The 25,624-nt window shown below is 53.2% G+C and carries 26 protein-coding genes; 11 read left to right on the forward strand and 15 right to left on the reverse strand.

What is annotated here, in order from left to right; genetic code table 11:
* Window position 1: 1 nt before the first annotated feature.
* From IMCC12053_RS08360 to IMCC12053_RS08400, 9 genes are all read right to left on the reverse strand, one after another.
* Window positions 2-370 carry a hypothetical protein gene (locus tag IMCC12053_RS08360; protein ID WP_062217969.1) on the reverse strand — a complete coding sequence of 123 codons (369 nt, stop codon included), beginning with the start codon at window positions 368-370 and terminating at the stop codon, window positions 2-4.
* Complete coding sequence (locus IMCC12053_RS08365; RefSeq protein ID WP_062217972.1) at window positions 367-1,461, reverse strand: EscU/YscU/HrcU family type III secretion system export apparatus switch protein; 1,095 nt, start codon at window positions 1,459-1,461, stop codon at window positions 367-369. Before IMCC12053_RS08365 ends, IMCC12053_RS08360 begins: the two co-directional genes overlap by 4 nt.
* Window positions 1,461-2,234 (reverse strand): flagellar biosynthetic protein FliR, encoded by a 774-nt coding sequence (locus IMCC12053_RS08370; protein WP_062217976.1) that lies wholly within the window; start codon window positions 2,232-2,234, stop codon window positions 1,461-1,463. The genes IMCC12053_RS08365 and IMCC12053_RS08370 overlap by 1 nt, the downstream gene beginning before the upstream one ends.
* The gene (gene flhA / locus IMCC12053_RS08375; RefSeq protein ID WP_062217979.1) at window positions 2,234-4,297 is read right to left on the reverse strand and encodes a flagellar biosynthesis protein FlhA; all 2,064 of its coding nucleotides are present in this window, start codon (window positions 4,295-4,297) and stop codon (window positions 2,234-2,236) included. The genes IMCC12053_RS08370 and flhA overlap by 1 nt, the downstream gene beginning before the upstream one ends.
* 221 nt (window positions 4,298-4,518) lie before the next feature.
* On the reverse strand, window positions 4,519-6,723 hold the full coding sequence (locus tag IMCC12053_RS08380; RefSeq protein WP_062217981.1) for a hypothetical protein: 2,205 nt from the start codon (window positions 6,721-6,723) through the stop codon (window positions 4,519-4,521).
* Window positions 6,720-7,589 carry a flagellar motor stator protein MotA gene (motA, locus tag IMCC12053_RS08385; protein WP_062217984.1) on the reverse strand — a complete coding sequence of 290 codons (870 nt, stop codon included), beginning with the start codon at window positions 7,587-7,589 and terminating at the stop codon, window positions 6,720-6,722. Before motA ends, IMCC12053_RS08380 begins: the two co-directional genes overlap by 4 nt.
* A gap of 70 nt (window positions 7,590-7,659) precedes the next feature.
* Complete coding sequence (locus IMCC12053_RS08390; RefSeq protein WP_062217985.1) at window positions 7,660-8,292, reverse strand: MotE family protein; 633 nt, start codon at window positions 8,290-8,292, stop codon at window positions 7,660-7,662.
* Window positions 8,289-8,726 (reverse strand): hypothetical protein, encoded by a 438-nt coding sequence (locus tag IMCC12053_RS08395; protein ID WP_062217988.1) that lies wholly within the window; start codon window positions 8,724-8,726, stop codon window positions 8,289-8,291. The genes IMCC12053_RS08390 and IMCC12053_RS08395 overlap by 4 nt, the downstream gene beginning before the upstream one ends.
* A gap of 10 nt (window positions 8,727-8,736) precedes the next feature.
* Window positions 8,737-9,237 carry a flagellar basal body-associated FliL family protein gene (locus tag IMCC12053_RS08400; RefSeq protein ID WP_062217991.1) on the reverse strand — a complete coding sequence of 167 codons (501 nt, stop codon included), beginning with the start codon at window positions 9,235-9,237 and terminating at the stop codon, window positions 8,737-8,739.
* A gap of 124 nt (window positions 9,238-9,361) precedes the next feature.
* Between IMCC12053_RS08400 and fliF the strand changes: the two genes are divergently transcribed.
* The 4 genes from fliF to fliP are packed head-to-tail and all read left to right on the forward strand — an operon-like array spanning window position 9,362 to window position 12,639.
* Window positions 9,362-10,996 carry a flagellar basal-body MS-ring/collar protein FliF gene (gene fliF, locus IMCC12053_RS08405; RefSeq protein WP_062217994.1) on the forward strand — a complete coding sequence of 545 codons (1,635 nt, stop codon included), beginning with the start codon at window positions 9,362-9,364 and terminating at the stop codon, window positions 10,994-10,996.
* A complete protein-coding gene (locus IMCC12053_RS08410) occupies window positions 10,996-11,619 on the forward strand; it encodes a FliH/SctL family protein (protein WP_062217997.1) in 624 nt (207 codons plus the stop codon). Before fliF ends, IMCC12053_RS08410 begins: the two co-directional genes overlap by 1 nt.
* Window positions 11,612-11,890 (forward strand): FliM/FliN family flagellar motor switch protein, encoded by a 279-nt coding sequence (locus IMCC12053_RS08415; RefSeq protein ID WP_062218000.1) that lies wholly within the window; start codon window positions 11,612-11,614, stop codon window positions 11,888-11,890. Before IMCC12053_RS08410 ends, IMCC12053_RS08415 begins: the two co-directional genes overlap by 8 nt.
* Window positions 11,891-11,895: 5 nt before the next feature.
* Window positions 11,896-12,639, forward strand: a complete 744-nt coding sequence (gene fliP, locus IMCC12053_RS08420) for a flagellar type III secretion system pore protein FliP (protein WP_062218003.1) — start codon at window positions 11,896-11,898, stop codon at window positions 12,637-12,639.
* 120 nt (window positions 12,640-12,759) lie between these two features.
* Here fliP and IMCC12053_RS08425 read toward each other — a convergent pair whose 3' ends face one another.
* Window positions 12,760-14,367: a PAS-domain containing protein gene (locus IMCC12053_RS08425; protein WP_062218005.1), complete on the reverse strand. Its 1,608-nt coding sequence runs from the start codon at window positions 14,365-14,367 to the stop codon at window positions 12,760-12,762.
* A gap of 95 nt (window positions 14,368-14,462) precedes the next feature.
* Window positions 14,463-15,851 (reverse strand): sensor histidine kinase RegB, encoded by a 1,389-nt coding sequence (gene regB, locus IMCC12053_RS08430; protein ID WP_062218008.1) that lies wholly within the window; start codon window positions 15,849-15,851, stop codon window positions 14,463-14,465.
* Window positions 15,852-15,936: 85 nt separating this feature from the next.
* Here regB and IMCC12053_RS08435 point away from each other — a divergent pair, with 85 nt between their 5' ends.
* Window positions 15,937-16,569, forward strand: coding sequence for an SCO family protein (locus IMCC12053_RS08435; RefSeq protein WP_062218011.1), 633 nt, complete (start codon window positions 15,937-15,939; stop codon window positions 16,567-16,569).
* 116 nt (window positions 16,570-16,685) lie between these two features.
* The gene (locus tag IMCC12053_RS08440) at window positions 16,686-17,240 is read left to right on the forward strand and encodes an ActR/PrrA/RegA family redox response regulator transcription factor (protein ID WP_062218014.1); all 555 of its coding nucleotides are present in this window, start codon (window positions 16,686-16,688) and stop codon (window positions 17,238-17,240) included.
* 94 nt (window positions 17,241-17,334) lie between these two features.
* Here IMCC12053_RS08440 and IMCC12053_RS08445 read toward each other — a convergent pair whose 3' ends face one another.
* Entirely contained in the window at window positions 17,335-17,925 is a 591-nt protein-coding gene (locus tag IMCC12053_RS08445; protein ID WP_062218019.1) for an HD domain-containing protein, read from the reverse strand.
* A gap of 146 nt (window positions 17,926-18,071) precedes the next feature.
* Here IMCC12053_RS08445 and ahcY point away from each other — a divergent pair, with 146 nt between their 5' ends.
* Both ahcY and IMCC12053_RS08455 read left to right on the forward strand, forming a co-directional pair.
* Window positions 18,072-19,463: an adenosylhomocysteinase gene (ahcY, locus tag IMCC12053_RS08450; RefSeq protein WP_062218022.1), complete on the forward strand. Its 1,392-nt coding sequence runs from the start codon at window positions 18,072-18,074 to the stop codon at window positions 19,461-19,463.
* Between the two features lie 167 nt (window positions 19,464-19,630).
* Window positions 19,631-19,972: a DUF2853 family protein gene (locus tag IMCC12053_RS08455; RefSeq protein ID WP_062218025.1), complete on the forward strand. Its 342-nt coding sequence runs from the start codon at window positions 19,631-19,633 to the stop codon at window positions 19,970-19,972.
* Between the two features lie 390 nt (window positions 19,973-20,362).
* Here the strand turns inward: IMCC12053_RS08455 and IMCC12053_RS08460 are convergent, their stop codons facing one another.
* From IMCC12053_RS08460 to IMCC12053_RS08470, 3 genes are read right to left on the reverse strand one after another with little or no spacing between them, the layout of a single operon-like run.
* Window positions 20,363-20,782 (reverse strand): EVE domain-containing protein, encoded by a 420-nt coding sequence (locus tag IMCC12053_RS08460; RefSeq protein WP_062221082.1) that lies wholly within the window; start codon window positions 20,780-20,782, stop codon window positions 20,363-20,365.
* Window positions 20,779-21,054, reverse strand: coding sequence for a YciI family protein (locus tag IMCC12053_RS08465; RefSeq protein ID WP_062218028.1), 276 nt, complete (start codon window positions 21,052-21,054; stop codon window positions 20,779-20,781). Before IMCC12053_RS08465 ends, IMCC12053_RS08460 begins: the two co-directional genes overlap by 4 nt.
* A 3-nt stretch (window positions 21,055-21,057) precedes the next feature.
* Window positions 21,058-22,023 (reverse strand): NAD(P)H-dependent glycerol-3-phosphate dehydrogenase, encoded by a 966-nt coding sequence (locus IMCC12053_RS08470; protein ID WP_062218032.1) that lies wholly within the window; start codon window positions 22,021-22,023, stop codon window positions 21,058-21,060.
* An 85-nt stretch (window positions 22,024-22,108) separates the two neighbouring features.
* Here IMCC12053_RS08470 and IMCC12053_RS08475 point away from each other — a divergent pair, with 85 nt between their 5' ends.
* From IMCC12053_RS08475 to IMCC12053_RS08485, 3 genes are all read left to right on the forward strand, one after another.
* The gene (locus IMCC12053_RS08475; protein WP_169775312.1) at window positions 22,109-22,795 is read left to right on the forward strand and encodes a uroporphyrinogen-III synthase; all 687 of its coding nucleotides are present in this window, start codon (window positions 22,109-22,111) and stop codon (window positions 22,793-22,795) included.
* Window positions 22,796-22,880: 85 nt separating this feature from the next.
* Window positions 22,881-24,059, forward strand: coding sequence for a COG4223 family protein (locus IMCC12053_RS08480; RefSeq protein ID WP_062218038.1), 1,179 nt, complete (start codon window positions 22,881-22,883; stop codon window positions 24,057-24,059).
* A gap of 13 nt (window positions 24,060-24,072) precedes the next feature.
* Window positions 24,073-25,560 carry a heme biosynthesis protein HemY gene (locus IMCC12053_RS08485; RefSeq protein WP_062218041.1) on the forward strand — a complete coding sequence of 496 codons (1,488 nt, stop codon included), beginning with the start codon at window positions 24,073-24,075 and terminating at the stop codon, window positions 25,558-25,560.
* The last annotated feature ends 64 nt before the right edge of the window (window positions 25,561-25,624 follow it).

Below are 25,624 nucleotides of genomic sequence, written 5' to 3' on the forward strand. Positions count from 1 at the left end.
GCTACGGTTTCGACGCGCTCTTTTTTGCGAGGGCCTTGAGAGCTTCAACCTTACCAAAGGCGCGGCGCGTGAGTTCAAATTGAACTTCGCGCCGTTCTGCTATCGTCGCCATATCACGCAAAACGCGCCGCCGTTCGTCACTCAGCCAAGCCGTCCACTTTGCATCTGCGCCACCACGCATCGCTGAATCAAAATCGTCCACGCTTTGCATCTGCGCGCTGCGTTGTTTTGCGGAGTCTTTGAGTGCGTCCAAACGGCTTTGAAATGACACCTCTTCCGCTCGAATTTGAGCCAATCGCCCAAGCTCCAACGTCAGTGTCACTTGAGCCACGTCTTTGAGTTGCTCGATCTTTTTTGTCTTTTGCGTCACAGTCCAACACTCCGCTTGGCGCGCATCTTTTTGCGCATCTCTTCGGCAAACCGGATGGACGCGGCAACGGCCGGATAGTGTTCGGGCCAGATTTCTTGTCCGAGATCGACACCCGCATAAATAGCGCGCGCGGTGGGCGGATCGCGGTGGATCGGAATGTCATGTTCGGCGGCAATTTCGCGAATGGTCGCGGCAATTTCATCAACACCCTTGGCCACACAGACCGGCGCACCACCGCGCATCCGGTCCCATTTCAAAGCAACGGCGTAATGGGTCGGGTTGACGATAATGACATCGGCCTTGGGAACCTCTTTCATCATCTGGTTCATTGCAATTTCATACGCTTTTTGGCGGCGCTTTTGCTTCATATGCGGATCGCCATCCTGATCCTTTGCCTCATCACGCATCTCTTTGTGAGACATACGGTTTTTACGTAGGTGTTCGTTGACCTGAAACAGGTAGTCCACACCGCCGATGACGATTGAGATCGCCAAGACAATTGCAAAGAACCCCAACCCCAATTTCAAAAGCTCAACGGTAATCATGCCGGGGCTCAACGACATCGTCGACACCATTTCCGGCAGCTTCGACCAGAGGTATATCCCAACCACAATCGAATAAATCGACAGCTTGAAAAAGCTCTTGGCGAATTCGAAAATACCCGCGCGGCCAAACTTGTTCTTCGCGTTTGAGATCAGAGAAATTTTTGACATCTTCGGCTCGATGCGATCGGTCGCAAACACGAGTGACTGAGTGGCAAAAAGAGTCGCGACAACAAAGGCCGCGGGGATCAGAAACCACGGGATGAGCGAGATAAGGATTTCGCCCATAAGCCCGCCACCCCACGCAGATCCGGAACCGTCAAACCACGCATCACTCAACAGATCAACGTTTTCCAAAACTCCGTACATCACGCTTCCCGTGGATTGCAGGGCCGCCCCCCCAATGGCCATCGCCGTGACAACAAATCCCAAATATGCCGAGGCCGTCGCCACATCTGTGGATCGCGGAATTTCGCCTCGTTTTCGCGCATCATCCAGTTTCTTTTGGGATGGTTCGTGTTGCTTATCACTATCATCATCGTCCGACATCAGAATATCCCAAGCGGATTTTGAAGCGTGCGGTAAAAGTGCTCAATCCAGATTTCGAGCAAAAGCGGCGCAGTAAGAAACAGCAATATCAAGCCACCCAACGTAATTGCGGGCGCGCCGACAAGAGCGACCATAAGCTGTGGCATGGCTCTATTGATGACACCCAAAGCCGTGTTGTAGATCACTGACGCGATCAAGAACGGGCCAGAAAACGAAAACGCCAATGCAAACGCATGTGCCACATGACCGACCATGAGCAATGACAGATCACGCGGGTCTGGAAACTTCCCCGCGGGGAATAAATCATACGACTGGATGAGCAACAAAGCGATGCGTTCATGCAGGCCAAGAGTGACCGCCAACGCCAATCCAGCCGTAAACAAAATATACCCCATCGCAGGCTGTGCATCGACCGCACCACCGCCAAACAGTTGTGACAATGATGTCGATTGGGAAATGATCGTACCTGCAATTTGAAGCGCCATGACACTCAAACGCACTATAATGCCGATGGTTAATCCGGATACGACCTCTGCCAACATGGATGGGCCCAACACCACGAGAGATGTATTAAGTATGAATGGGTCGATCGCCACCGCAGGAAAAACAATTGCCGTAAACGCCAATGTCAGGGCCAATCGAACCCGTACTGAAACGGTTTGCTCGCCAAAGGCAGGCAAAGCAGCCATGGAAGCCCCCACCCGCACAAACACCAAAAACGCGGCGATGAGCGCCGGTTGTGACATTTGAGACAGGGTTTCCAGGTACTCCATTACGCAGGGACCAAACCAACCAAAGATGGGCGCGCATCTACCCCGATTTCATCGAAAGAAAACACAGGGTTTTGGATGCCCTGCGCCGATAATACCGTCCGGATAAAACGGCGGCGCGGCGTTGACGTAACAACCGCAGGATATATCCCGTTTTCCCCTGCCTTTGCGATGCGATCAGCCATCGCTTTGGCCAGTTTATTGAATTGGTCGGGCGGCAACGCAATATCGCCGTGCCCGCGTTCATTTTCGATTTGATAGGATGAGAACGTTTGTTCCCATTCCGGTGCGAGTTGCAACAAAGGCAACGTTCCATCATCGCGGCGGATTTCCGAAATAATTTGAAACCCCAATCGTTGACGAACGTGTTCGCATACACTTTCGGGGGTCGCGTGCGCGCCACGCGCCTCGGCAATTGATTCAAGAATGAGCGGCATATTGCGAATTGAAACACGCTCGTCCAACAACAGGCGCAGCACAGATAGCAACATATCCATCGGAACCTTATCGGGTATCAAATCATCAATAAGGCGCTGATTGGCGTCCGCGCGCGTGCGATCCGACAGGTTGGTCATTTCATCAAGAATACGGCGCAAGGATTTCATTGTGAGCAGGCGCGAAAAACTACGTTTGACGACTTCCAAAAGGTGGGTTGCCAACACCTCCGTTGGCGTCACAACCGTACAACCCTGCATCGCGTAATCGTCTTTTGCACTTTGTTCGATCCACCGTGCGGGCGCGCCGTACACTGGCTCCGCCACGTCCTCGCCCAAGGGTAAACCCGCCTCGCCGCCCCCCAAAAGTGCGAGAACTTTCTCCTGACGTAGGGTGTCCGTCACTTGCTGGACCCCCTGAACGCGCACAACATATCGTCCCGACGGCAAAGATGGATCATCGGTCAGGCGGATCTCGGGTAGGATCAACCCAAATGATGTCGCGACATGGTTGCGCATATTGGTGATGCGCGCGTCGATCCCCGTCTGTGGGTCAAGGACCATTGGAATAAGATCAGTGGCAAATTCGACATGAATTTCGTCGAGATCAAGGATATCACCGAGCGACTCACTGCGCTCTGGTTGTGCCGCTTCGTCGGTTTTCGCGGTCTCTTTTCCCAAATCATCCGCGCGCTTTTTCACGACCCAACCGGCCCACGCCAATCCAATCGCACCAACAATAAACGGCACAAATGGCAATCCTGGCACAAAGGCAAAAAGCGCCAGTAAAACGGCAACGGTGAACAAAGCTGGCGGGTAACGTCCCAGCTGCGCAAAAAGCGCCATATCGACCGAACCGTTTGCGCCACCTTTTGCCAATAGCAATGCGGCGGCAATTGATATGATCACAGAAGGGATCTGGCTCACAAGCCCGTCGCCCACTGTCAAAATAGAATAGGTTTCAAAGGCTTCGCCAATTGGCATCCCTTTGGATACGACACCGATCACTAGCCCCATGACCAAATTCATCATGGTAATCAAAAGGCCCGCAACCGCATCGCCTTTCACAAATTTCGACGCACCGTCCAATGAGCCAAAGAATGTGGTTTCGGCCAGTTCGCGTTCACGGCGTTCTTTGGCTTCTGCATGGGTAATCGCGCCCGCAGACATGTCCGCATCAATCGCCAATTGTTTGCCGGGCATCCCATCCAACGCAAAACGCGCGCCGACCTCGGCCATGCGTCCCGCACCTTTGGTGATGACCATGAAGTTCACGATCAAGAGCACGATAAAGACCACAAGGCCAAGTATGACCGAGCCGCCCATCACAAAGTTAGCGAAGCCCTCGATCACATGGCCAGCCGCAGAGGTGCCTGTGTGACCCTGCCCGATAATGAGCTTTGTCGACGAGACGTTTAGTGACAAACGCAGCATCAAACTGGCGAGTAAAACAGTGGGGAACGCCGAGAAATCTAACGGGCGTTCGGCAAACAAAGTTACGGTAAAGATCAAAATGGCCAAGGCGAAACTCGCGGCCAAGCCGACATCGAGCATCCAAGAGGGCATTGGCAAAACCATCATGACAATCACTGTCATTAGGGCCAAGGCGAGCAAAATGGTCGGGCTAAACATAGACTTCAGGGAAAAATTCACGCGCGATTCTCCCACACCTGACGCATTGACACGTCGATCGCATGAGATCCATATTCACACATCTGCGCTGGCGTCATCGCCAGACACCATGCGCAAGGGCACCTATTTTGCATTTTGCATCACCAGAAATTCTTTCTTTGGTAACCCTGTTGTAGCGCCACGAGCGTTTACAAATGGTAACCACGGTCGCGGATCGACCGCTATTTTGAAAGAAGCTCTAGAACGGATTCCCGCTTCGACTTGATATCTGTCAGGAGCGTTTCTAATTCGACCAAATCCGGCGCGCGCGGCGTCTCGGTCAGGATAGATGGCTGCGCAACAACAGCCTTGGCGAGGGTCGCGTAGCTTGGGTTTTCAGACGTTAGCAACTCTGTCCAATCTCCGGACACCAAGGCGCGATGATCGTCCGTGGCGCTTTCCCCTTGAGACTGTGGCATAGCATTTCCGAGACGTTGGGCGGCATCGTCGAACCCGAGGTCAAAAAGCCGCGTCGAAACACCACCCAAAGAGGCATCGTCTTTCATGTGCGCCTCCATGAAATCAATGTTCCTAAAGACAGCTTTCAAAAAGACATCATCGGACTGGGAATCTATCGACTCCGCCAAGGCTAGCTTGCGTAAATCAACCGCGCCCTCCTCAGAGACGCGTTTGGCGGTTTCAGCCAACTTGAGCTGGGCAAGTGCACGATCAATGTCGCCTGTTAAAATGCGCGCGACAATAGACGCCTCGACAAGCGCCTCTTCGAGGTCATGATGACGGTATTCGACGGCGATGGTTTCGGCCGTGTCGGCCACTTCTACCGTGACAGGCGCGTCTTTTTCTCGTTGGGCTTTGACGAAATCTATCAGCGTTTGCGGCTTTTCATGCGAATGATTTTCTACAACCTCCAAGACGAGTTCGTCAGATCTCTCTTGGTCACTTTGACTTTCCGCGATCGATGCTTCCATCAAAAGAACATCCGTCCCCTCAAGTGGTGCGGTACGTGTGAACACGCTTTTGATCTGGGCGGCGGTCTGCGTATCGCCAATGTCCGCAAACCGACGCGCAAGGTCGGGACCAATGACACGGCGTAGATGATGCGGTAAAACAATGAACGCGGCGATAATTGCGGCACGATTGTAATCTTGGCCTTTGGACAGCGATTGCGTTGCCATCACACTCCACAAAGACGCGGCTGTGTCGCAGCTTTGCTGATCTAAAAGTGGCCCTAATTCATCCGCATAACTTTCCTCGAAGATGTCGGCAAGAACCAACAAAAGCGGTAAATCTGGATCCTCCTCGGGAAGGAATCTAAGGACAGACTTTGCCTCGGCGCCGTAGGTGAGAAACAGGTAATAGCGCGCGAGGTCTAAAACGCCCTCTTGGCGCGGGACGTCAAGTTCGTCGATCAATTGCGCCCTCAATCGTGGAAGTTCAAACTCCTCGTCGAGTGGCAATCCCCACGTCGCCATATCAAGGCGGGTCGTCGCGATACATTCACTCCCGTCCACGGCGAAATTTCGACGCGGCTTTTCGGCCGTTTTTTGCGCACGATCTGTGGCAGACTCAATTTTCAAATGGGTGTCAGTTTCGGTAGGCACCTCCGGTTGCGCGACATCAACGTCAACAGGTGTGTCAGGCTCCGCGTCATTTCCTTTCGCCTCGTCAATGATGCGTTCGGTCTTGTCCACATCGGGAAGGGCCGGCACCAAAAGCCCGTCGGCCGATGCCCGCCCAATTTGTTCGATAAGGTTTTGTTCCAACTGCCGCACGAATTCGTCACGATCGAATTTAGTCGCGGCCAGATCTCCCACATCAGCAACCGTAACTTTCTCGGGTTGCGGCTCGTCTGGTTGCGGAACGCTATCGGTCACATCACTAATTTGCGTGCGACCAAACCGGCCAAGACCCGCAAAATCGAATTCGCCTGTACGTGACCGTTCAACCGTTGGCGTTGGCGTTGGCGTTGGCGCATCTGCGGCGGGGGCACTGTTTGACGCAACCGGCGGCTGTGGCACAACATCTGTGAGAAATGGTTCAAGAGCCACCTCGTACTCGGATTTCGGATCGGGATCGCCATCCTTTATATCGATCACAATTTGGCCATCGCGCAGCTCGAAAACATCGGCGTGATAGGTCTCGGCAATGCGCACCTGAAGGCGCCCGCGATCCATTGGGATCACTTGCGTAATTCTATCTTTCGTCATCCGCACAAAGACGTTGGACGCATCGAACGTCAGATCATCAATTCCCGACCGAAACTCATAGGGATCACCGGATTTCCCAAACGTCCATTGTGTGCCGGACGGAAGATCGACCACCAACCGCGAAAACCCCGCATGATCAGCCGAACGCAATGTAACCGTTTGCGCATGAGCACAAACGGTTGAAATCGCTAAAAACAGGACGGTGAGCGCTCTAATCATGCCGCCTCCGTCTTCACTTCTTTTAGCGCCTCTTCTAGCTCCGAAAAACTGGGACGGTGGTGGCCGGGTGTATTTTGTCGACCGACCTCGATACAGATATTGGTCGCGTGGTTGTGCAGATTGGCCACCAACACTTCGCGAATAAGCTGATAGAAATGTCCATCCTCTTCGATCACACTTTGCATTTTTGCAGAAAACGGCCCGACCAAACCGTAGGCCAAGAACACTCCTAAAAACGTACCAACAAGCGCGCCACCAATCATTTTACCAAGAATCTCAGGTGGTTGATCGATTGATGCCATAGTCTTGATCACACCAAGAACGGCGGCCACAATCCCCAGCGCGGGCAAACCATCACCAACGGCGGCCATCGCATGTGGCGAGTGCAAGGCGTGAGTCAGGTTTGCCTCAATCCGCTTTTCCAACACCTCCTCAACTTGATGAGGGTCGTCATAGTTCATCGACGCCGACCGCAGTGTATCGCAAATAAGAGCAATAGCCTCTTTATCGGCCAGAATTTTGGGGTATTTGGTGAAAATGTTTGACTCATCGGGCGCCTCAACGTGCTCTTCCAATCCAACCGGGTTTTGACGCGCGAGACGGATCAGCTCGAACAAAAGACATAGCAGATCTTTGTAGTCATCATGTTTCCATTTCGACCCCTTAAAAACCTTTCCCATGTCTTTCAGGGTGTGTTTGACTCCGGCCATATCGTTGGAAATGAGAAAGGCACCCGCAGCCGCGCCACCGATCATCATAAACTCGAACGGCAGCGCCTTTAGGATGATGCCCATCTTGCCGCCCGCCAAGATGTAGCCGCCAAAAACCATGACGAAGATAACCAGAATACCAACGATACCAATCATGTGTTCAATGCCTGCCTAAATTTTGATTTCATCCGCAATCTGACACGGAAGTCTTAAGATTCCGCTGTCGTCACTCGCTTGGCGCGTTGGCATTTCGTCCTGCCAGGATCACAGATACCGTGTAGGCAAATTCTGGCGGTAGTCCGGCCATAATTTCACCCGCGGCATCCGCGCGCATACGACCCAGAAATCCAGCGGCAAAATCCGGTGCCATAGCTTGGAATAGGGCAGCGGCATCTTTTGATTTCATGCTTTCATACACGGATGTAAGACGCGCAAGATCATCTTCGGCTGCGGTATTGGAAACGGCCATAGTTGCGGCCAATCGCGATTCGGCGATCTCCAACGCCTTGAAGCTCTCTTCAATCTCCACGCGCGCAACGTCGACAACGGCAAGTTTCTCTTCGATTTCGAGTTCTTTTTGCGCCACGGAATCCTCACGTTGCCGCAACGCTGTGATCAACGTCTCCAGATCCTCATCAACCATGCATGCGAGCGGGTCGACCGGTGCCACCACAGGTGTTTCGCTCTGGCTCAACTCAGCAACTTCTTTGGCGATAGCGGCGCCTGTTCCGGAAAAAACGCGAACACTCGCAGAGGCAAACAAGACGGCGGACAACAAAAAAAGTGCGCCACGTCCCGCCTTTAAGGATCGTTTTTTCACCTTGGGCTTGGCCTCTTTTTTTTGCTTTTCCTTGGTCATTCTGCGGCCTCCATTCGGGCGCGGCGACTAGAGAAAAACGCCTCTGACACAACCTGACCGGAATCATCGCCGCTCTGCGTCACGGTCTCATCTGCGCGCGGAGCCACATGTGCGGTCGCCGCGGCCTGCACCATTGGCGGCGGGGCAACATCCGGAAGATCGTGCATGGATGCGATCAACAATTCCAACCGCTTGGCAGTTTGTTCAGATTTCTGGTTAAGATCCTGAAGCCGTACCGCGGATCCAGACGCAGATTTTTGCGCAATGGTCAGCGTTTTGGTCATGTCGTCGACCTGAACCGATAGAACGGCGATAGCGCCCCCCATTCCCTTCTCTAAATTGGTAAAGCTGCGCAAACGGCGCGAGAGTACCATGCAATAAATGGCCACAGAAAACGTGCCACAAATCATCAAGATGTCAGCGATTAGTTCCATTTTCACATCCCTAGTTAATTACAAATTCCATGATGAGCACATCACGAACACGCTCTTCTCCTGCGGCGATTTTCATGCGCCTCAGCATCTGAGATCGAAGGCGGATAAGGGCCGTCGGATCTTCGAGTTCGTACACATCCACCGCCCGCAAATAGCCGTTCAAGATATCGACAAGTCGCGGTAAAATGAGGGTCACATCGGCCTCATATTTGGCGGGAACTTCGATTTGAGCCTGAAACCGCAAGTGTTTTAATGCGCCGTTTTGTGTGTCGAGGTTGATGATCAACGGGTCAATCGGCACGAATGCGACATCGGGAAGCGGTTCTTCGTCAACCACTTCCGCCTCGGCCTCGTCATGCGATTCACTTGGCGTTTCTTGCGAAAAAAGCATGCCAGTATAGACGGCAAAGAACCCTCCACCCCCCAGTACAAGCATCAACACCAACCCAATAATCATGGGCAGTTTGGATTTCTTTTTTGGTTCTTCGTCATCTGGCACGTCATCAGCCATCGGCGTTACTCCGAATCTTTCATCCAGACCGATATAAACCGAATGAAGCTAACTGATTGTTAAGGCTGTTCGATCATTTCTAGGGGCACTCAACGCAGAAGCTTGAGAAACAAGGAGTGAAATCTTGCAGCAGATACTTTCTGTCTGGACCGCATTGGATCCGCGTCGCCGCACCATCGTCATCGGGGCAACCATTTTGATGTTTGCTGCGGTGATCGGACTATCACGTATTGCGGCCCAACCAAGTTTTACGCTTCTTTATTCAGGTTTAGAGCCTTCCGCAGCGGGGGAAGTCGTCGCGGCACTCGAACAGCGCGGTATCGCTCATGAGGTGCGAGGCGGAGCAATTTTTGTGCCCAGCACCGACCGAGATCAATTGCGCATGGTGCTTGCGTCCGAGGGTTTGCCGGCAAATTCGACCTCAGGATATGAGCTGCTAGATTCGCTATCGGGGTTTGGGACGACCGCACAGATGTTTGATGCGGCGTACTGGCGCGCGAAAGAGGGCGAATTAGCGCGCACCATCGTGTCGTCACCCCAAATCAGCGCCGCGCGCGTTCATATTGCCAACCCATCGTCGTCACCATTCACGCGCGGGACCGCCGCCACCGCCTCCGTCACCGTAACGACTATTTCTGGCAGCGTGTCTACCCAACAGGCACAGGGGTATAAATACCTCGTCGCATCTGCGGTATCAGGCCTATCGGCCGAAGACGTCTCTGTCATTGACGGACGCCGCGGGGTTGTTATCTCCGGCGATGATCCACTCTCCGGACTGCCCGAAAGCTCTGACAAGGCGGAAACATTGCGTCAAAACGTGCTACGCCTTTTGGAGGCACGTGTGGGCAAAGGGCGCGCCGTTGTCGAGGTGTCGGTCGAACCCGTGACAGATGTCGAATCGATTACTGAGCGCCGCTTTGATCCGGACACGCGTGTCGCCATCAGTACCCAAACCGAAGAGCGCACGACATCATCAACGGATACGCGAAACGGCGCGGTTACTGTTGCATCCAACCTCCCCAATGGTAACGCCGCAAACGGTGGAGATGCCTCGTCCAACAATTCTGAAACACGCGAGAGCATTAACTATGAAGTGTCCGAAACAACGCGCGAGCTACAACGCATGCCCGGCGCGGTCAAACGCCTCACAGTTGCTGTGCTTATTGACGGAATCACAACATTAGACCCTGAAACAGAGGCGGCCGTTTGGAGCGCACGTAGCGATGACGAGCTATCCGCACTCGAGGCACTGGTGGCCTCTGCAATCGGGCTAGACGAAGCGCGCGGCGATTCTTTGACGATCCGGTCCATGGAATTCGAGCCCGTTCTGGTCGAAGGAACAGCCGCAAGCCCGTCGCCTTTCACATTGGCGAACCTTGATATAATGCGCATTTTGCAGCTCGCCGTCCTGACCGTTGTGTCTCTTGTCCTTGGGCTATTTGTTGTGCGTCCTATTCTTGCCAAGCCCGTCACGGTGCCCGCATTGGTAAGCCCTGTTTCCGAAAATCAGCCCCTTGGCGATACGTCTCTGCCCGCATTGGAAAGCCCGAGTTTCGATCCACCCGCGCTCACCAATAGCATGGACGATGGCGGGTTTGAGCTGCCGAGCCTTGGCGTTGTGTCCGACTTCGATCTTGGTGAGGACTTTGGTATGCCGACCGATCCTGTAAAACGGCTCAAAAAGTTGATCGAAGATCGCGAAGAAGAGACAGTCGAAATTCTGCGCAGCTGGATTGAAGATGCGGAGGGAACGGCCTGATGTCATCCCTATTCCCTTTCGAAGATTTTGGATCAGGTCGAAGAGACACGCCAAAGTCCGTCACCCCAGAACAAGAAACACAAGAGCGCGAGCGCCTTCGAGCCGTAGAGCAAGCGCGCGCAACGGGGTACGAGGCGGGCTACAAAGCGGGGTGGGACGATGCCATCGCAGCCGACGAGTCCGTTCGCACAAAAATCGGTGCGGAACTCGAACGCAACTTGCAAGATTTGGGTTTCACCTTTCACGAGGCGCGATCCCACATCATCAAATCACTCGAACCTTTGTTGGTCGAAATGACCGAAAAGGTGCTTCCCGAATTGGTGTCACAGACGTTGGGACAATCAATTATCGATGAAATCCTGCCATTTGCCGACAGCCTTTCCGACAGTCCCGTGGAAATCATGATCTGCCCGTCAAACAAAGTTGCGCTCACGGCGCTTCTGACCGGCAGCCTGCCAATGGCCGTCACAATCGTCGAGGAACCCAGCCTAACAGAGGGACAAGTCTTTTTGCGCCTCGGAACCAAAGAACGAAAAATTGATCTCGATGGAGCCATCGGAAAAATACGCGCTGCAATAGATGCCGCGTTCACACTAAACAAGGACGCTATAGTCAATGGTTGATGATCCCAACACACCCCGCCCGAACCCGTTTTCCGATGTTCCTATCGAGATTAAAGTCACGGTCGGAAGAGCGCACCCTCTCGTCCGTGATCTTCTCAAACTCGAAAACGATAGCGTCCTGACATTGGATCGTCGCGTTGAGGATCCCGTCGAACTTTATGTCGGCGAAAAACTGATCGCGCGCGGCGAACTTCAAGAAGTCGAAGGCGATACAACGGGCCAACTTGCCGTGCGCCTCACTGAAGTTGCCGACATCAAGAACGAGCTGTAATCCACATGCAATATTTCAAACTTGGGGCCACAATCGCGCTCGCAACAGTCATCATCATGATGGTGTCCTCCGCCAGTGCACAAGAGCTGTCTTTGTCCTTCGACGGAGCCGAGTCGTTGACCGCGCGCTCTATCCAGTTGATGGTTGTGATAACGCTGTTGAGCCTTGTCCCGGGTTTGGCAATTATGGTGACTTGCTTTCCGTTCATTGTGACGGTTTTGTCGATTTTGCGACAGGCAATCGGCCTACAACAGTCGCCGCCAAACATGCTTATCGTAAGTCTGGCGCTATTTTTAACCTACTTCGTGATGGATCCTGTGTTTACCGAAAGTTGGACAAAGGGAGTTCAACCGCTCATGGACGGTGCCCTCACCGTCGAGCAAGCTTTGCCAGAAGTTTTAGACCCATTTCGCAGATTTATGGTCAGTCGTGTGAGTGCGGATACGTTTTCGAATTTGGCAGAACTGCGCGAAGATCCCGCAAATCCGATTGCTCTTTCAAATGATGTCGATCTATCCCTTTTGGTGCCGTCATTTTTGCTCTCTGAAATCGAACGCGCATTCCAAATCGGATTTCTCGTCTTCTTGCCGTTTTTGATCATCGACCTTGTTGTTTCGGCGATCCTCATGTCGATGGGTATGATGATGGTGCCTCCGGCAATCGTATCCTTGCCGTTCAAGCTCGCGTTTTTCGTCGTCTCGGACGGATGGTCATTACTCGCAAGCGCGTTGGTCCGCAGCTATATGTAGGTAAGTGACGGTTGTTATTTTGATCTGCTCTTTTGTCGAAACTCTATGACTGCAAGTGGCGATCCACCCGCCACCGCTGTCCATCAATCGTGGCGGCAATCGTGGCGGCAATCCACGCAGTCACATCTTGACGTAATGGGGATCAGCGGGTTTTGGTGATGAATGTGATAGCGCATCGACGCCCGCATCCGTGGCAAATCTGATCACGGTTTGCCCACTCGGGAGAGGGGATGCAGAGCACTGCAACCGACGACCGTCCCAAAGGCGGGCAACGCCTGACCATGCGGTGTCGGATGACTCACCCGCGACAACGTCCTTGATGTCCGTCCAAACAGCGCTTGGTGCACATTTTGAATGCCAAAGCCGCGCGGATTCTATGATGCCCACATCGTGCATCGCATCACCGTCCTCAACAGCCCAAAGCACGGCGTAGGCGGTGTTGGACATGATGAGGCGGCCGTCATTTTCAAACACCGCAATTGCATCCGTCAAACTGTCCAAGACCGATTGACCTGTTTCCGTTTGTGCACGCAAACGACGAGACGATGACACCTCAGACGAAATATCTTCGAAGAAATAGGCGATGGCCCCATCTGACAATGGTCGCCCTGTAACGCGGTAGGTCACCTGAGATGTGAGGGTCCATGTCTCTTCAAAGGTTCCACTCTGTGCTTGTGTTTCCAACGCTGACACATTTTGTCGCCACGATTTATAATCCCGTGGCTCGGGCATCATTTGCGTGTCGCGCAACTTATCAAGAAACTCCACCAAAGACGGCGATTGCGCCAAATAGTCCAATGACAGGCCCGTAAGGTCTGCCAGCGCGGGATTGTAGTGTGTAAGTCTACGGTTGCGGGCGAATATGGCCAAGCCCGTTGTGAGATATGAAAAGGTGTTCGTGAGAGTTTGGGTCGCGTCCGAAAGGTCTTGTTCTGTTTGGACAGCGGCATCAACAGGCACGGCTGTGACCAACATCCCATCGTCTTGGTCGCTCGTATAAAGATCAAACCAGAGCGTTGTATTGTCTGGCATGACGACACTTGCGCGCGCGGGAGCTTGGGTCGTTTTGGGATCACTCGGCTCATCGGTGGCGCCGTTTGACTGTGCTGGACCCTCAAGATCAAAGAGGCGGCGTGGGGGCCAACTGGCCTCGCCATCATCGGGTTCGAACCCATCGGCTAGGGTCAAGTACGCGGTGTTGGCCCAAGTGACGGTTTGGTCCACATGTTCGCGCCATATCAAAAGTGGTCCATTCTCTGATGTCGCGCGCAATGTTTCGAGTTCTTGTTCCATCGCATGAACGATATGTCGATCAAATTCAGACAGATGATCATCATCTGCGCGGCTCCTTAGGCTGATCCGCGCTAGGCCACGACTCCATTCACAAAAGAGCGTTGCTTGCCCGCTGCGCGATTCAATCGTCAGCTTTTCCTCGTCAGCCAGTATTGATATGCGGGATTTCAAATCGGGGAACTGAGAGATCAAAGCAGACAAAAGTCGCGACCAATCGGAGCCTGACGCAGGAGTCGACGCAAGGATGGCGCGGGCTTCCGCAGTTGCATCGACAAGCAATTCCTCATCAAACAAAAACGCGGTATCGCCGTCGCTAGGAGTTAGTCGCGTCCGTTTGGCCTGTTCTTTTCTAGCGACCAAGATGGCGGATACGTAAATTGCGATGAAAGCCATACACAGGCTTGCCACGGACAAGAGAGCGAGCTGAAAATACATGCGTTGGTCCAAAGTCCGAATTTATCATTGGGGTTTTTCATGATACTTTCGGATAAAACTGGTTAACGTCTCGTTAACATTTCGCTCAAAATGTCTTAAAACTGAATATTTTGACCCAGTGCGGCCATTTCATCACCCTGCGCGAGACAAATGCGCTCACGCGGCCATGTCAGCTCTACAATTGCCCCCGATTTTCGACCCGTGTGAAGGTGTTGATCATACCGCCCCGACCCGTTTGCAAAGGAAATATCGGCACCCGTGCGTTCCAAAAGCGTTTTAGCGATAAACAGGCCAAGCCCCATACCGTCATACTCGGGTCGCGTGGCTTGCGTGCGCTCCTGTCTACGCCGCCCGACAAATGGCTCCCCGATGCGCCCAAGCACGGATGTTGGAAATCCTTGTCCGTCATCGATAATGCGGATGGTCACAACCTTGTCGGTCCACATCACATCGACCCAAACCGTGGTCGCGGCGAAATCGACCGCGTTTTGCACCAAATTGCGCAGACCGTGTATAATCTCGGGTTGCCGAAAACAATGAGGCTGCTGGCCGTCCATGCCCTGTGGTAACTCGATAACAACCGACTTTCCGCGTGCCATGTGCGGTGATGCCGCCTCCTCGATCACGGCCTGAAGGGGGGCACTGCGCATGTGCAAATCATCTTTTCCTGCCTGCCCCATAGATCGCAAAATGTCACGGCACCGGTCCGCCTGTTCTCGGATGAGGAGCGCATCGTCGCGCAGATCACCCTGCTCCAACTCGTCCGCAAGTTCGGTACTCACGAGTTTGATTGTCGCCAGTGGCGTGCCAAGCTCATGGGCCGCGGCGGCGACAACGCCGCCAAGATCAGTAAGCTTTTGCTCTCTGGTCAGCGCCATTTGAGTGGCCAATAAAGCCTCGGACATTGATTGAGTTTCGGATGTGACACGCCATGAAAACAGACCCAAAAACAGCACACCAATGAGGATCGCCGCCCAATGACCAAACACAAAGATGTTGGGCAACAACAACTGTGATCCATCCGGAAGGATCAAGGGGTGGTGAAATACCCCGATAAAAGTCACGAAAATAATTGCGGCGGTGCCGGTCAAAATGGCTGACATGGGCCGTAGTGCGGTTGCAGAAATCGATACGGGTGCGAGGATCAAAAGGGCAAAGGGATTGTTCAGACCGCCAGAAAGATACAGCAACGCAGACAACTGACCGATGTCGAACAACAACATCATAGCCGCGCCACGTTCACTCAACCGTGTTGTTTCTGGATACACAAATGTTGTGATGACGTTCACGATGATGGACGCGCCAATCGCAATGGAAAATCCGCCAAGGTCAAATTGAAAGCCAAATAATGTAGTCGCAAGAATGATCGTGGCGATCTGTCCCGTGACGGCAACCCATCGCAATGTCACCAAGGTCCGCAAGCGCACCCAGTTGGATCGCCGCTCTGACGTCATCACATTGTTGTAATCTGTTGCGATAATCATGCTTTTAGCCCCACTGCGTCACTACAGCCCTTGCTGTCTGCATCTGACTCTACGATCAATGTCGCGTTGATTCTAGGAGAGAGACATGAACACGCGTAACATTGCCATTGGATCCGTTGTCGCGGCGGTTGCCCTTCTTGGTGCGACATTTGTCGTGACCCAACTCGGACCAACGTCCGACGATCAGTTTGCGCAATGTCGTGCCTCAGCGGTTTCGGGTGGCGCGAGTGCAATCGGCGGCCCGTTTGAATTGGTGCGCGACGATGGTGTGACGGTGACGGATGTCGACGTATTTACAAAGCCAACACTGCTCTATTTTGGCTACACCTTTTGTCCCGATGTTTGCCCGCTTGATAACATGCGCAACGCGGATGCGCTCCGCCTTTTGGACGAGCGCGGATATGATGCGCAGGCGGCGTTCATTTCCATTGATCCAGAACGCGATACGGTTGAAGTCGTCAGCGAGTTTTCCGATCTATTTCATGAAAACATGATCGGGCTGACAGGGTCGATGGAGCAGGTCAAGGCGGCATCGAAAGCCTACAAAACCTATTTCAAAAAACAAGACGGCGATCCCGAATACTATCTCGTAGATCACTCTACGTTTGCGTATCTGGTGTTCCCCGAAATAGGGTTTGTCGAGTTTTTCAAACGCGAAGATGAAGCGGACGAAATGGCGGACCGGGTAGCGTGCTTTATCGACGCTTGGGATAAATAGGCTCTATTGGTGTATTTGACGTATGTCATTTGACCTTAGTCTGCGATCCCCTATGTTATGCTGACGATTGAATGCGTTCGGGATTGCCGGATTGTGTTTATGGTGGAGGACTTTAAATGACCGACAATGCCAAACTCGATCTCGGTGAGGATAAATCACTGCTCCTCGTGGATGATGACGAGCCATTTTTGCGCCGCCTTGCACGGGCGATGGAAAAGCGTGGTTTCGAAGTTGAAACGGCGGATTCAGTCGCGGCAGGTAAGGCAATTTCAACGGCTCGCCCGCCAGCATATGCAGTGATCGATCTGCGCCTTGCAGATGGAAACGGCCTGGATGTTGTCGAAGTGCTTCGCGAAAAACGCCCGGACAGCCGCATTGTCGTGCTCACAGGTTACGGTGCCATTGCTACGGCGGTCGCTGCGGTAAAAATCGGTGCAACAGATTACCTGTCCAAACCCGCGGACGCCAATGACGTCACCAACGCGCTTTTGGCCACAGGCGATGCGCTTCCACCCCCTCCAGAAAACCCAATGTCAGCGGACCGTGTACGTTGGGAGCATATTCAACGCGTCTATGAGTTGTGCGACCGCAACGTATCGGAGACTGCGCGCCGCCTCAACATGCACCGCCGCACATTGCAGCGCATTTTGGCAAAACGATCGCCGCGCTAGGGGCTGTCTCACTTTCGCATTTGTTAAACAGCACGCCATATTCGTGTGAATGTATTTAAACCCCGCGCCGCAAAGACGTATAAAACATTAATGTTTAAAGCCGCGCCATCAGGTCCGAATACCGCGTGGTAAAGGCGTTTCGCGTCTCAACTGGCGGGCGCAAAATGATACTCAGCCCCGCAATAATTTCAGGATCGGGCTTGCCGAATAACTTATCGCTTTCCGCGATGGAAAATCCCGCGATCTGAACCGCCTCCAACCATGCCGAAATGCGGTCTGCTTTCTTGATCTTCTTCTTGATCGCCTGCGGCACCTTGGCAGGCAAGCCAAAGCGGATATGAATAGCCGCCGCAAGACGATCATCCAGTGCGCTGTACCCATCCCCAACCGCCGCTTTTACAGGGGAAATCATGTCACCGATGACGTATTCAGGGGCATCATGCAAAAGAGCCGCCAATTGCCATTTGATCGGTTCGTTCGGATAAAGACGGCGAAAAAGCGCCTCGACCAGAATGGAATGTTCGGCCACAGAATAGGCAAAATCGCCGTGCGTTTGACCATTCCAACGGGCCACAAACGCAAGCCCGTGTGCGATATCCTCGATTTCGATGTCCATCGGGGTCGGGTCCAAAAGGTCAAGCCTCCGTCCCGAAAGCATCCGTTGCCATGCGCGTGCTTGTGCCATGTGGATTCGCCTTAAATTCACTTTTATCGGGCTATGCATACCAAGAAATGATGCGCGCTTAACCCCAAATAAATCCACCTGCGTTGTAAGGACGTAATTGCAATGCTATGAGCACGCAAAACCAGACACACGCAGGAGCCGCATCAATGGCCAACGATTACATCGTAAAAGACATTTCTCTGGCCGCTTTCGGTCGCAAAGAACTCGACATCGCAGAAACCGAAATGCCGGGCCTCATGTCGCTGCGCGAGGAATTCGGAACAAGTAAACCGCTTACAGGGTCGCGCATTGTGGGCAGCCTGCACATGACGATCCAGACCGCTGTTTTGATCGAAACACTCGTGGCGCTTGGTGCTGATGTGCGCTGGGCTTCGTGCAACATTTTCTCGACACAAGATCACGCAGCGGCCGCGATTGCCGAAGCCGGCATTCCGGTATTTGCCATCAAAGGTCAGTCGCTCGAGGAGCATTGGGATTACCTTGATCGCTCGTTCCAGTTTGAAGATGGCCCGAACCTGATCCTTGACGATGGCGGCGATGCCACGCTGTACATTTTGCTAGGTGCGCGTGTTGAGGCGGGTGAAACAGAACTCCTCGCAGTCCCGACCTCGGAAGAAGAAGTCGCTGTTTTTGCTCAAATTAAAAAGCGTATGGCGCAATCTCCAGGCTGGTTCACCAAGATGCGTGGCCAGATTGTCGGCGTGTCCGAGGAAACCACTACAGGCGTTCACCGTCTGTATGATCTGGTGAAAAAGGGTCAATTGCCCTTCCCCGCGATCAACGTGAACGACTCGGTGACCAAGTCGAAGTTCGACAACAAATACGGCTGCAAAGAAAGCCTCGTGGACGGCATCCGCCGCGCCACCGACACGATGATGGCCGGCAAAGTGGCGGTTGTGTGCGGCTATGGCGATGTGGGCAAAGGCTCCGCGGCATCCTTGCGCGGCGCAGGTGCACGGGTAAAAGTGACCGAGGTCGATCCCATCTGTGCGCTTCAGGCCGCGATGGACGGGTTTGAGGTTGTGACGCTAGAAGATGTCGCGGACACCGCAGACATTTTCATCACCACCACGGGCAACAAGGACGTGATCCGTATCGAACATATGCGCGCGATGAAAGACATGGCGATTGTCGGCAACATCGGTCACTTCGATAACGAAATCCAAGTGGCCTCGCTGCGCAATCACAAATGGACGAATATCAAAGACCAAGTCGACATGATCGAAATGCCCTCTGGTGCACGCTTGATTTTGCTGTCTGAGGGGCGCCTTTTGAACCTCGGCAACGCGACGGGCCACCCGTCCTTTGTGATGTCCGCGTCCTTTACCAATCAGGTATTGGCGCAAATGGAATTGTGGACCAATGGCGATGCTTACGCCAATGACGTCTACATCCTGCCAAAGCATCTCGATGAAAAAGTCGCCAGATTGCACCTTGCTCGTATTGGTGTGAAACTTTCCGAGCTTTCAAAAGAACAGGCGGATTATATCGGCGTGACAGTTGAGGGGCCATTTAAGCCCGAGCACTATCGCTACTAAAGTGCGCCCAACCATGTGACTTTTTGCGGCCGTCCGTTTGGGCGGCCGCTTTTCATTTATCTCAAAAAACCCTTTGTTTCCCGCTTTTCAGCGTCTAACCTTTTGTACGAACCGCTGTTGCGGTTCGTGTACATGGATGTTGATCCAAAATTTGGTGGGAGAAGACTATGGGAAAACGTGATGATCTAATCGCGAAATACGCGGATGATCTAAAGAACAAATGCGGCATGACCCCCGACATGGACCTTTTAACGAAAGTAACCATCGGTTGTGGCCCTGCGATTTATAATGCCGATGCGTCGACGGTTGCAGGATCTCAAGCCAGCGAACTTGAGACCATAAAAAACAATTTCTTGATCAAAAAACTGGGGCTATCTGCAAGCGCGGACCTGTCTGGCGCAATTGATTCAGTAATCGAAACCTACGGAAAATCGGAGCGCAATAAATATCGCGCGGTGGTCTATTATATGCTGACAAAGCATTTCGGAAAAGAAGCCATCTACGGCTAACCCCACCAGTTCGACGAACAAACAAGGCCGCAACCATACCGCGTTGCGGCCTTTGTCTATGGCTAAGGGCCCAAATGTTAAAAGGGTGTTTCAAACTAAGGCCGCTTTTGAATGAAAAGCCAATTACTTGCGCGTTGATCGAACTGGCGCGAATAGGTAATGTCTAACTACGGACCAGGATGGACCGGACCTTATATTCGAACACGTGTGTGCTTAGGGAGCACGTGGGGTGGTGGAGGGTTCCGGGGGGTCGGGACCCTCCAATTTTTTTAACACGATGAAACCCGTTAAAAAGACTTGGTCGCGCATTAAAATTCAAATCACGGTTGTTGGCGAGGCCGACAATACCGATCGATGGCCTCACCAAGATGGGTCAACTCAGGCCGATGTTCACGGCGCGGTATTGCCCAATTCACAAACGATTTCCCATTCTTCTTTCGAAACCGGCTGTACGGAAAGACGCGAATTGTTGACCAAGACCATTTCAGCCAAACGCGGATCGTCTTTGCACATGGCGAGTGTAACGGGAGATATGAACGGTCGCACGGCCTTGATATCGACGCACTCCCAGCGCGGGTCGTCGATCGAGCTATCCGGATGTGCCTCGGCACAAACCGTTACAATTCCAACAACCTCTTTTTCGGCGCGAGAGTGATAGAAAAAGCCAAGATCGCCAATCTGCATTTGGCGCATGTTGTTGCGTGCTTGGTAATTGCGCACGCCGTCCCATTGCTCGCCCTCATCGCCTTTTGCCACTTGTTGGTCCCATGACCAAACGTCTGATTCAGACTTGAACAACCAATAGTTCATGCGCCGATCACCTTTTTCCATACTTGAATAGAGACACTCTCGAAGAGGCCCGCCTTGGCATAGGGGTCGTTGGACGCCCATGCCTGAGCCGCGTCCATGGTGTCGACATTTAAAATGACGAGCGATCCACACATCTCTCCCGCCTCATCCAAAAATGGACCCGCTTGGTCAACGACGCCACTGTCGTCAATGTAGGATAGATGGGCATCCCGATTGGCTTTACGAATGGGAAGGGCGCCAGATTTGTCTTTGCAAAACAGAGCGAATTTCATGATTTATTCCTTTTTGAGCGGTCTTGCGAGAAGGGATTGGAGAGCTTCGGACACAGAGGTGTTGCCCGTTGAAATATCGCATACAGCGTGCGAGATTGGCATGTCGAGGCCTGTTTCTTTCGCTATCTCTACAACGGCTTGAGCAGTTGCTACACCCTCTACGGTGACGGATTTATCAAAGGCTTCCGCACGACCTAATGCGGCGCCAAATTGAAAGTTCCGTGACTGGTTGGATGTGCATGTAAGGGCCAGATCGCCAAAGCCGGATAGCCCCATCATCGTTTGAGTCTGCGCACCGAAGTGATTGGAAAACCGCAACATCTCGGCAAGGCCGCGTGTCATGAGGGCGGCGCGCGCACTTTCGCCCAATCCACTTCCGATACAGGCGCCCGCAGCGATGGCGATCACATTTTTCAACGCCCCGCCAAGCTCGGCACCAATCACATCGCCACTCAGGTATAGGCGCAACATCGGCTTGGACAATTGATGTTGAAGCGCAAGCCCGACACTCTCATCTGCGCACGCGAGCGTGAGCGCAGTGGGCAATCCTTGCGCAATATCGGTGGCAAAACTCGGACCCGTAAGGACGGCTGCAATCGCGTCAGGTTTAGCGTTTGAAATTAGCTTTGACGGTCCCTGATGGGTTTTTAAATCGATGCCCTTACAGCACGCAATGACGGGCCTCCCCGCCAAAGGATCGTCAATTTGGTCCAGCATATTGTGAAGCGTTTGCATTGGCGTTGCGATTATAATCGGACCCGTTTTTCTAATGTCTGAAAGGTCTGACGTCACATTGATTTCATCGGGCAATTTCACATTCGGGAGGCGGGGATTTATGCGAGAGGCCCGCATCGCCGCCATTGCACCCACATCTCGCCCCCATAAGGACACGCGCGTACCGTCCCGCGACATCGCAACAGCTAGGGCCGTGCCAAATGCGCCCGCGCCAATGACCACAAGTTCGCTCATGCAACGCCACCTTTCGCAATGGTTGTCTCAACTAGATATGGGAGGTATCATTGTCACCATACCCTTACAATCTTTGGACACGCTTTTGAAGCCCACTGTACTTTTGACACGTCCGCGCGAAGATGCGGAAAAACTGGCGCAACGGCTATCATCGCAACTCTTAGTGGCGCAGTGCATTATCGCGCCCGTAATGACGATTGTGGGCCTTGCCCCTCAATTCGACGGCTCCACGTACAAGGGTGTCATTTTGACGTCTCGCCATTCGGTTGCTTGTGCCGCGCAGTTTTTCCCCACACTCACCGCGTATTGTGTTGGGGATGCCACCAAATTGGCGGCACAGGCTGCGGGTTTAAACGCAGTGTCGGCGCATGGGGCGTCTGAGGATTTGATCGAGGTTCTCAAACGCGAGAATATCAGCCCTCTTATTCATCTGCACGGCGCCCATACGGCGGGTGATGTCGAAATCCGTCTGAACGATGCCGGTATTCAGGTGCGATCTTTTGCTGTGTATGATCAAGAGGAGGTCAATTGGTCACAGGGCACCCACGCACAGATCCTTGCGGCTCGTCATCTGATTGTCCCCTTATACTCGCCCCGATCCGCCGCCTTGGTCGGTGCCCGTCTGGCAAAGTCTAACGCTAACATAACGATTATTGCCATATCAGAGGCAACGGCGCATGCGTGGACGGGTGCTAAGCCAACCCTTACAATTCTGGCCGAACACCCCGATGGTGCAAGCATGCAAAAGGCAATTGCATCGCAGTTGGCGTGAACAAGCCTTGAGGCGGGGAGTGAGACTGACTAGGCTATATTCTGTGATTACAAAGATTTTGGTTAGGATTCGAAAGGTTTAAACGTTGGCACGTAAGAAGAAGTCCGCAAGCGATCCAAGCCCCGTAGACGTCGAAGACCAAGTTTCCGAGACAGTTGACGTTGAGAACGTATCAGCAGACGTTGATTTGGTGAGCGATGTTGAAACCGCTACCACAGACGAAATTACCATCGACGCCACTGATGACCCACTCTCCGACACCATTGAGCCTGATAAGACCGACGACATAGCACAGGCCGATCCCCTAATCACAAATACCGTATCACCTAAAAAGAGCGGCTTTGTTCCCGCACTTCTTGGTGCTGTAGCCTGTGTCGTGATTGGGTATGGAGCCGCCAATCTCATTAAGCCTGACGGTTGGCCTTTTCCCGGAACCAATACCACAGAATTGACGGCAAAGGTTGAAGCGTTGGAAGCTGAAGTGACAGCTTTGCGATCAAACGCCCAGAAATTGGATGGTGATTTGATTGGTGTACGCGCATCTCTGGAAGAGCAGATAAAAACTGAAGTTGGTGCAATTGATTTGAATTCACGTATCGCACCACTTGCGGACAACCTGTCATCGCTCGAGGCGCGGTTGAGCACGGTTGAAGCGCGTCCCGTACAAGAGGCAATCGTGTCGCCCGAGGCAACCGCCGCATATGAGCGTCAGTTGGAACAGATGCGCACTTTGCTCAATGACGAAGTGTCGCGGCTACAAACCGCTCAGGCGTCCGCGCAGGCGGATGAAATGGCCGCAACCGCAGCAACCGCGCTCGCATCCCTAAAGGCAGCGATTGATTCCGGAAATCCCTACGCCGATCTTTTGACAGGTATCGAGATCGAGATACCCGCAGCAATTGAGGGGGCGTCAGAAACCGGTGTCGCGGCTATTTCGGTTCTACAAGATGGGTTCGCACCTGCTGCGCGTGAGGCGTTAACCGCATCAGCGCGTGCCGCGTATGACGAGGGCACACAAGGTTGGTTTGAAACGTTTACACGCACGCAACTAGGGTTACGCTCCTTGGATCCAAAAGACGGTGATAGTGCTGACGCAATCTTGTCACGGGCCGGCGCGAAGGTGACAGACGCAGATTTCCCTGCTGCCCTGTCAGAACTTGAGAATTTGCCGGATGCGGGTCGCACCGCAATGGCGGACTGGATCGAAAAGGCATCGGCACGTGTGGCCGTAACCGACGCGCTTCAATCCATGTTTGGTCAATAAGAAAGGCGCAAGAATGCTTCTGTCGCTTGTAAAAATAGTTATTTTCTTTGTTATCGTGGCTGCATTGGCCTACGGCGGCGTTCTTTTACTTGAAAGTGACGGGGGGCTTCAGCTTGCGTTTGGCGGGTATGAAATTGCACTCGGCCCACTTCAGGCTGTGATTGCGTTTGTTGCGCTTTTAGTCGCGCTTTGGATCATCATGAAGGTGATCGGGCTCGCCCTTGCTGTTGTTAAATTTCTCCTCGGAGATGAAACGGCATTGTCGCGGTATTTTGATCGAAATCGTGAGCGTAAAGGCTTTGAGGCCTTAGCAGACGGAATGTTGGCCCTAGCCTCTGGCGAGGGGCGCGTTGCAATGTCAAAAGCCGCAAAAGCAGAGAAATATCTACGCAAACCAGAACTCACCAATCTGTTAACCGCTCAAGCCGCTGAGGCAGTGGGCGACAAGCGCAAAGCTGAAGAGACGTATAAGCGCCTTTTGTCGGATGATCGGACGCGCTTTGTTGGCGTGCGCGGCATCCTGAAACAGCGACTGGATGCTGGAGATACGGACACGGCCCTTAAGCTTGCCGAAAAGGCATTTGCGATCAAGCCCAAGCATGTCGAAACACAGGACGTTTTGCTAAAGTTGCAAGCGGATAAAGGCGACTGGTCCGCCGCGCGCAGAACTCTGTCCGCCAAGCTCAAGCATGGCGCGATTCCCCGCGATGTCCACAAACGCAGAGATGCGGTTTTGGCCCTGTCGGAAGCTAAGGGAATTTTGGACGATGGCGCATCTATTGAAGCACGCGAAGCCGCTATTGAAGCCAATAAAAAGTCACCCGATCTCATTCCTGCGGCCGTCATGGCAGCTGATAATCTTGTGCAAAATGGAAATTCAAAACAGGCCACGCGCATCTTGAAAAAGGCATGGCAAGTTCAACCGCACCCCGATCTGGCGGCAGCGTTTGCGCGAATTGAGCCCGATGAAACTCCGGCGCAGCGCCTCAAGCGATTTGGTGCACTTACAAAGGCGAACACGGGCGATCCTGAAACGAAAATGCTTTTGGCCGAACTTCAAATTGCCAATGAGGATTTTCCGGCGGCCCGCCGCGCACTTGGGGACTTGGCCGAAATCAACCCAACGTCTCGTAGCCTGACGATCATGGCAGCTGTCGAGCGCGGCGAGGGCGGGAGTGACGTTGTGGTTCGTGGGTGGCTGACCCGCGCCCTTACCGCCCCCCGTGGCCCTCAATGGATTTGTGACAACTGCAATACTGTTCATACCGAATGGGCCCCCGTATGCGGAAATTGCAGCGGGTTTGACACGTTGAGCTGGCGGCAACCATCGCAGTCCGAGGTGGCCATGCCCGCCGGAACAGAGATGTTGCCCATGATCGTCGGCGCACCTGCATCGGCCGACAACGTTGTTTCAGTCGATGTGGACACAGCTGACGTTGTTGATGCTGAAATCGTCGCGGATGCGCCGTCAGAGACACAAGACAGCGACGCCAAAAAATAGGGCTACACAGGTATAAAATAAGTTGCTAAAGACCGTCTCGCAAACGATCAATGATCGCGTGCAA

Source organism: Celeribacter marinus, from assembly GCF_001308265.1.
Taxonomy (GTDB): domain Bacteria; phylum Pseudomonadota; class Alphaproteobacteria; order Rhodobacterales; family Rhodobacteraceae; genus Celeribacter; species Celeribacter marinus.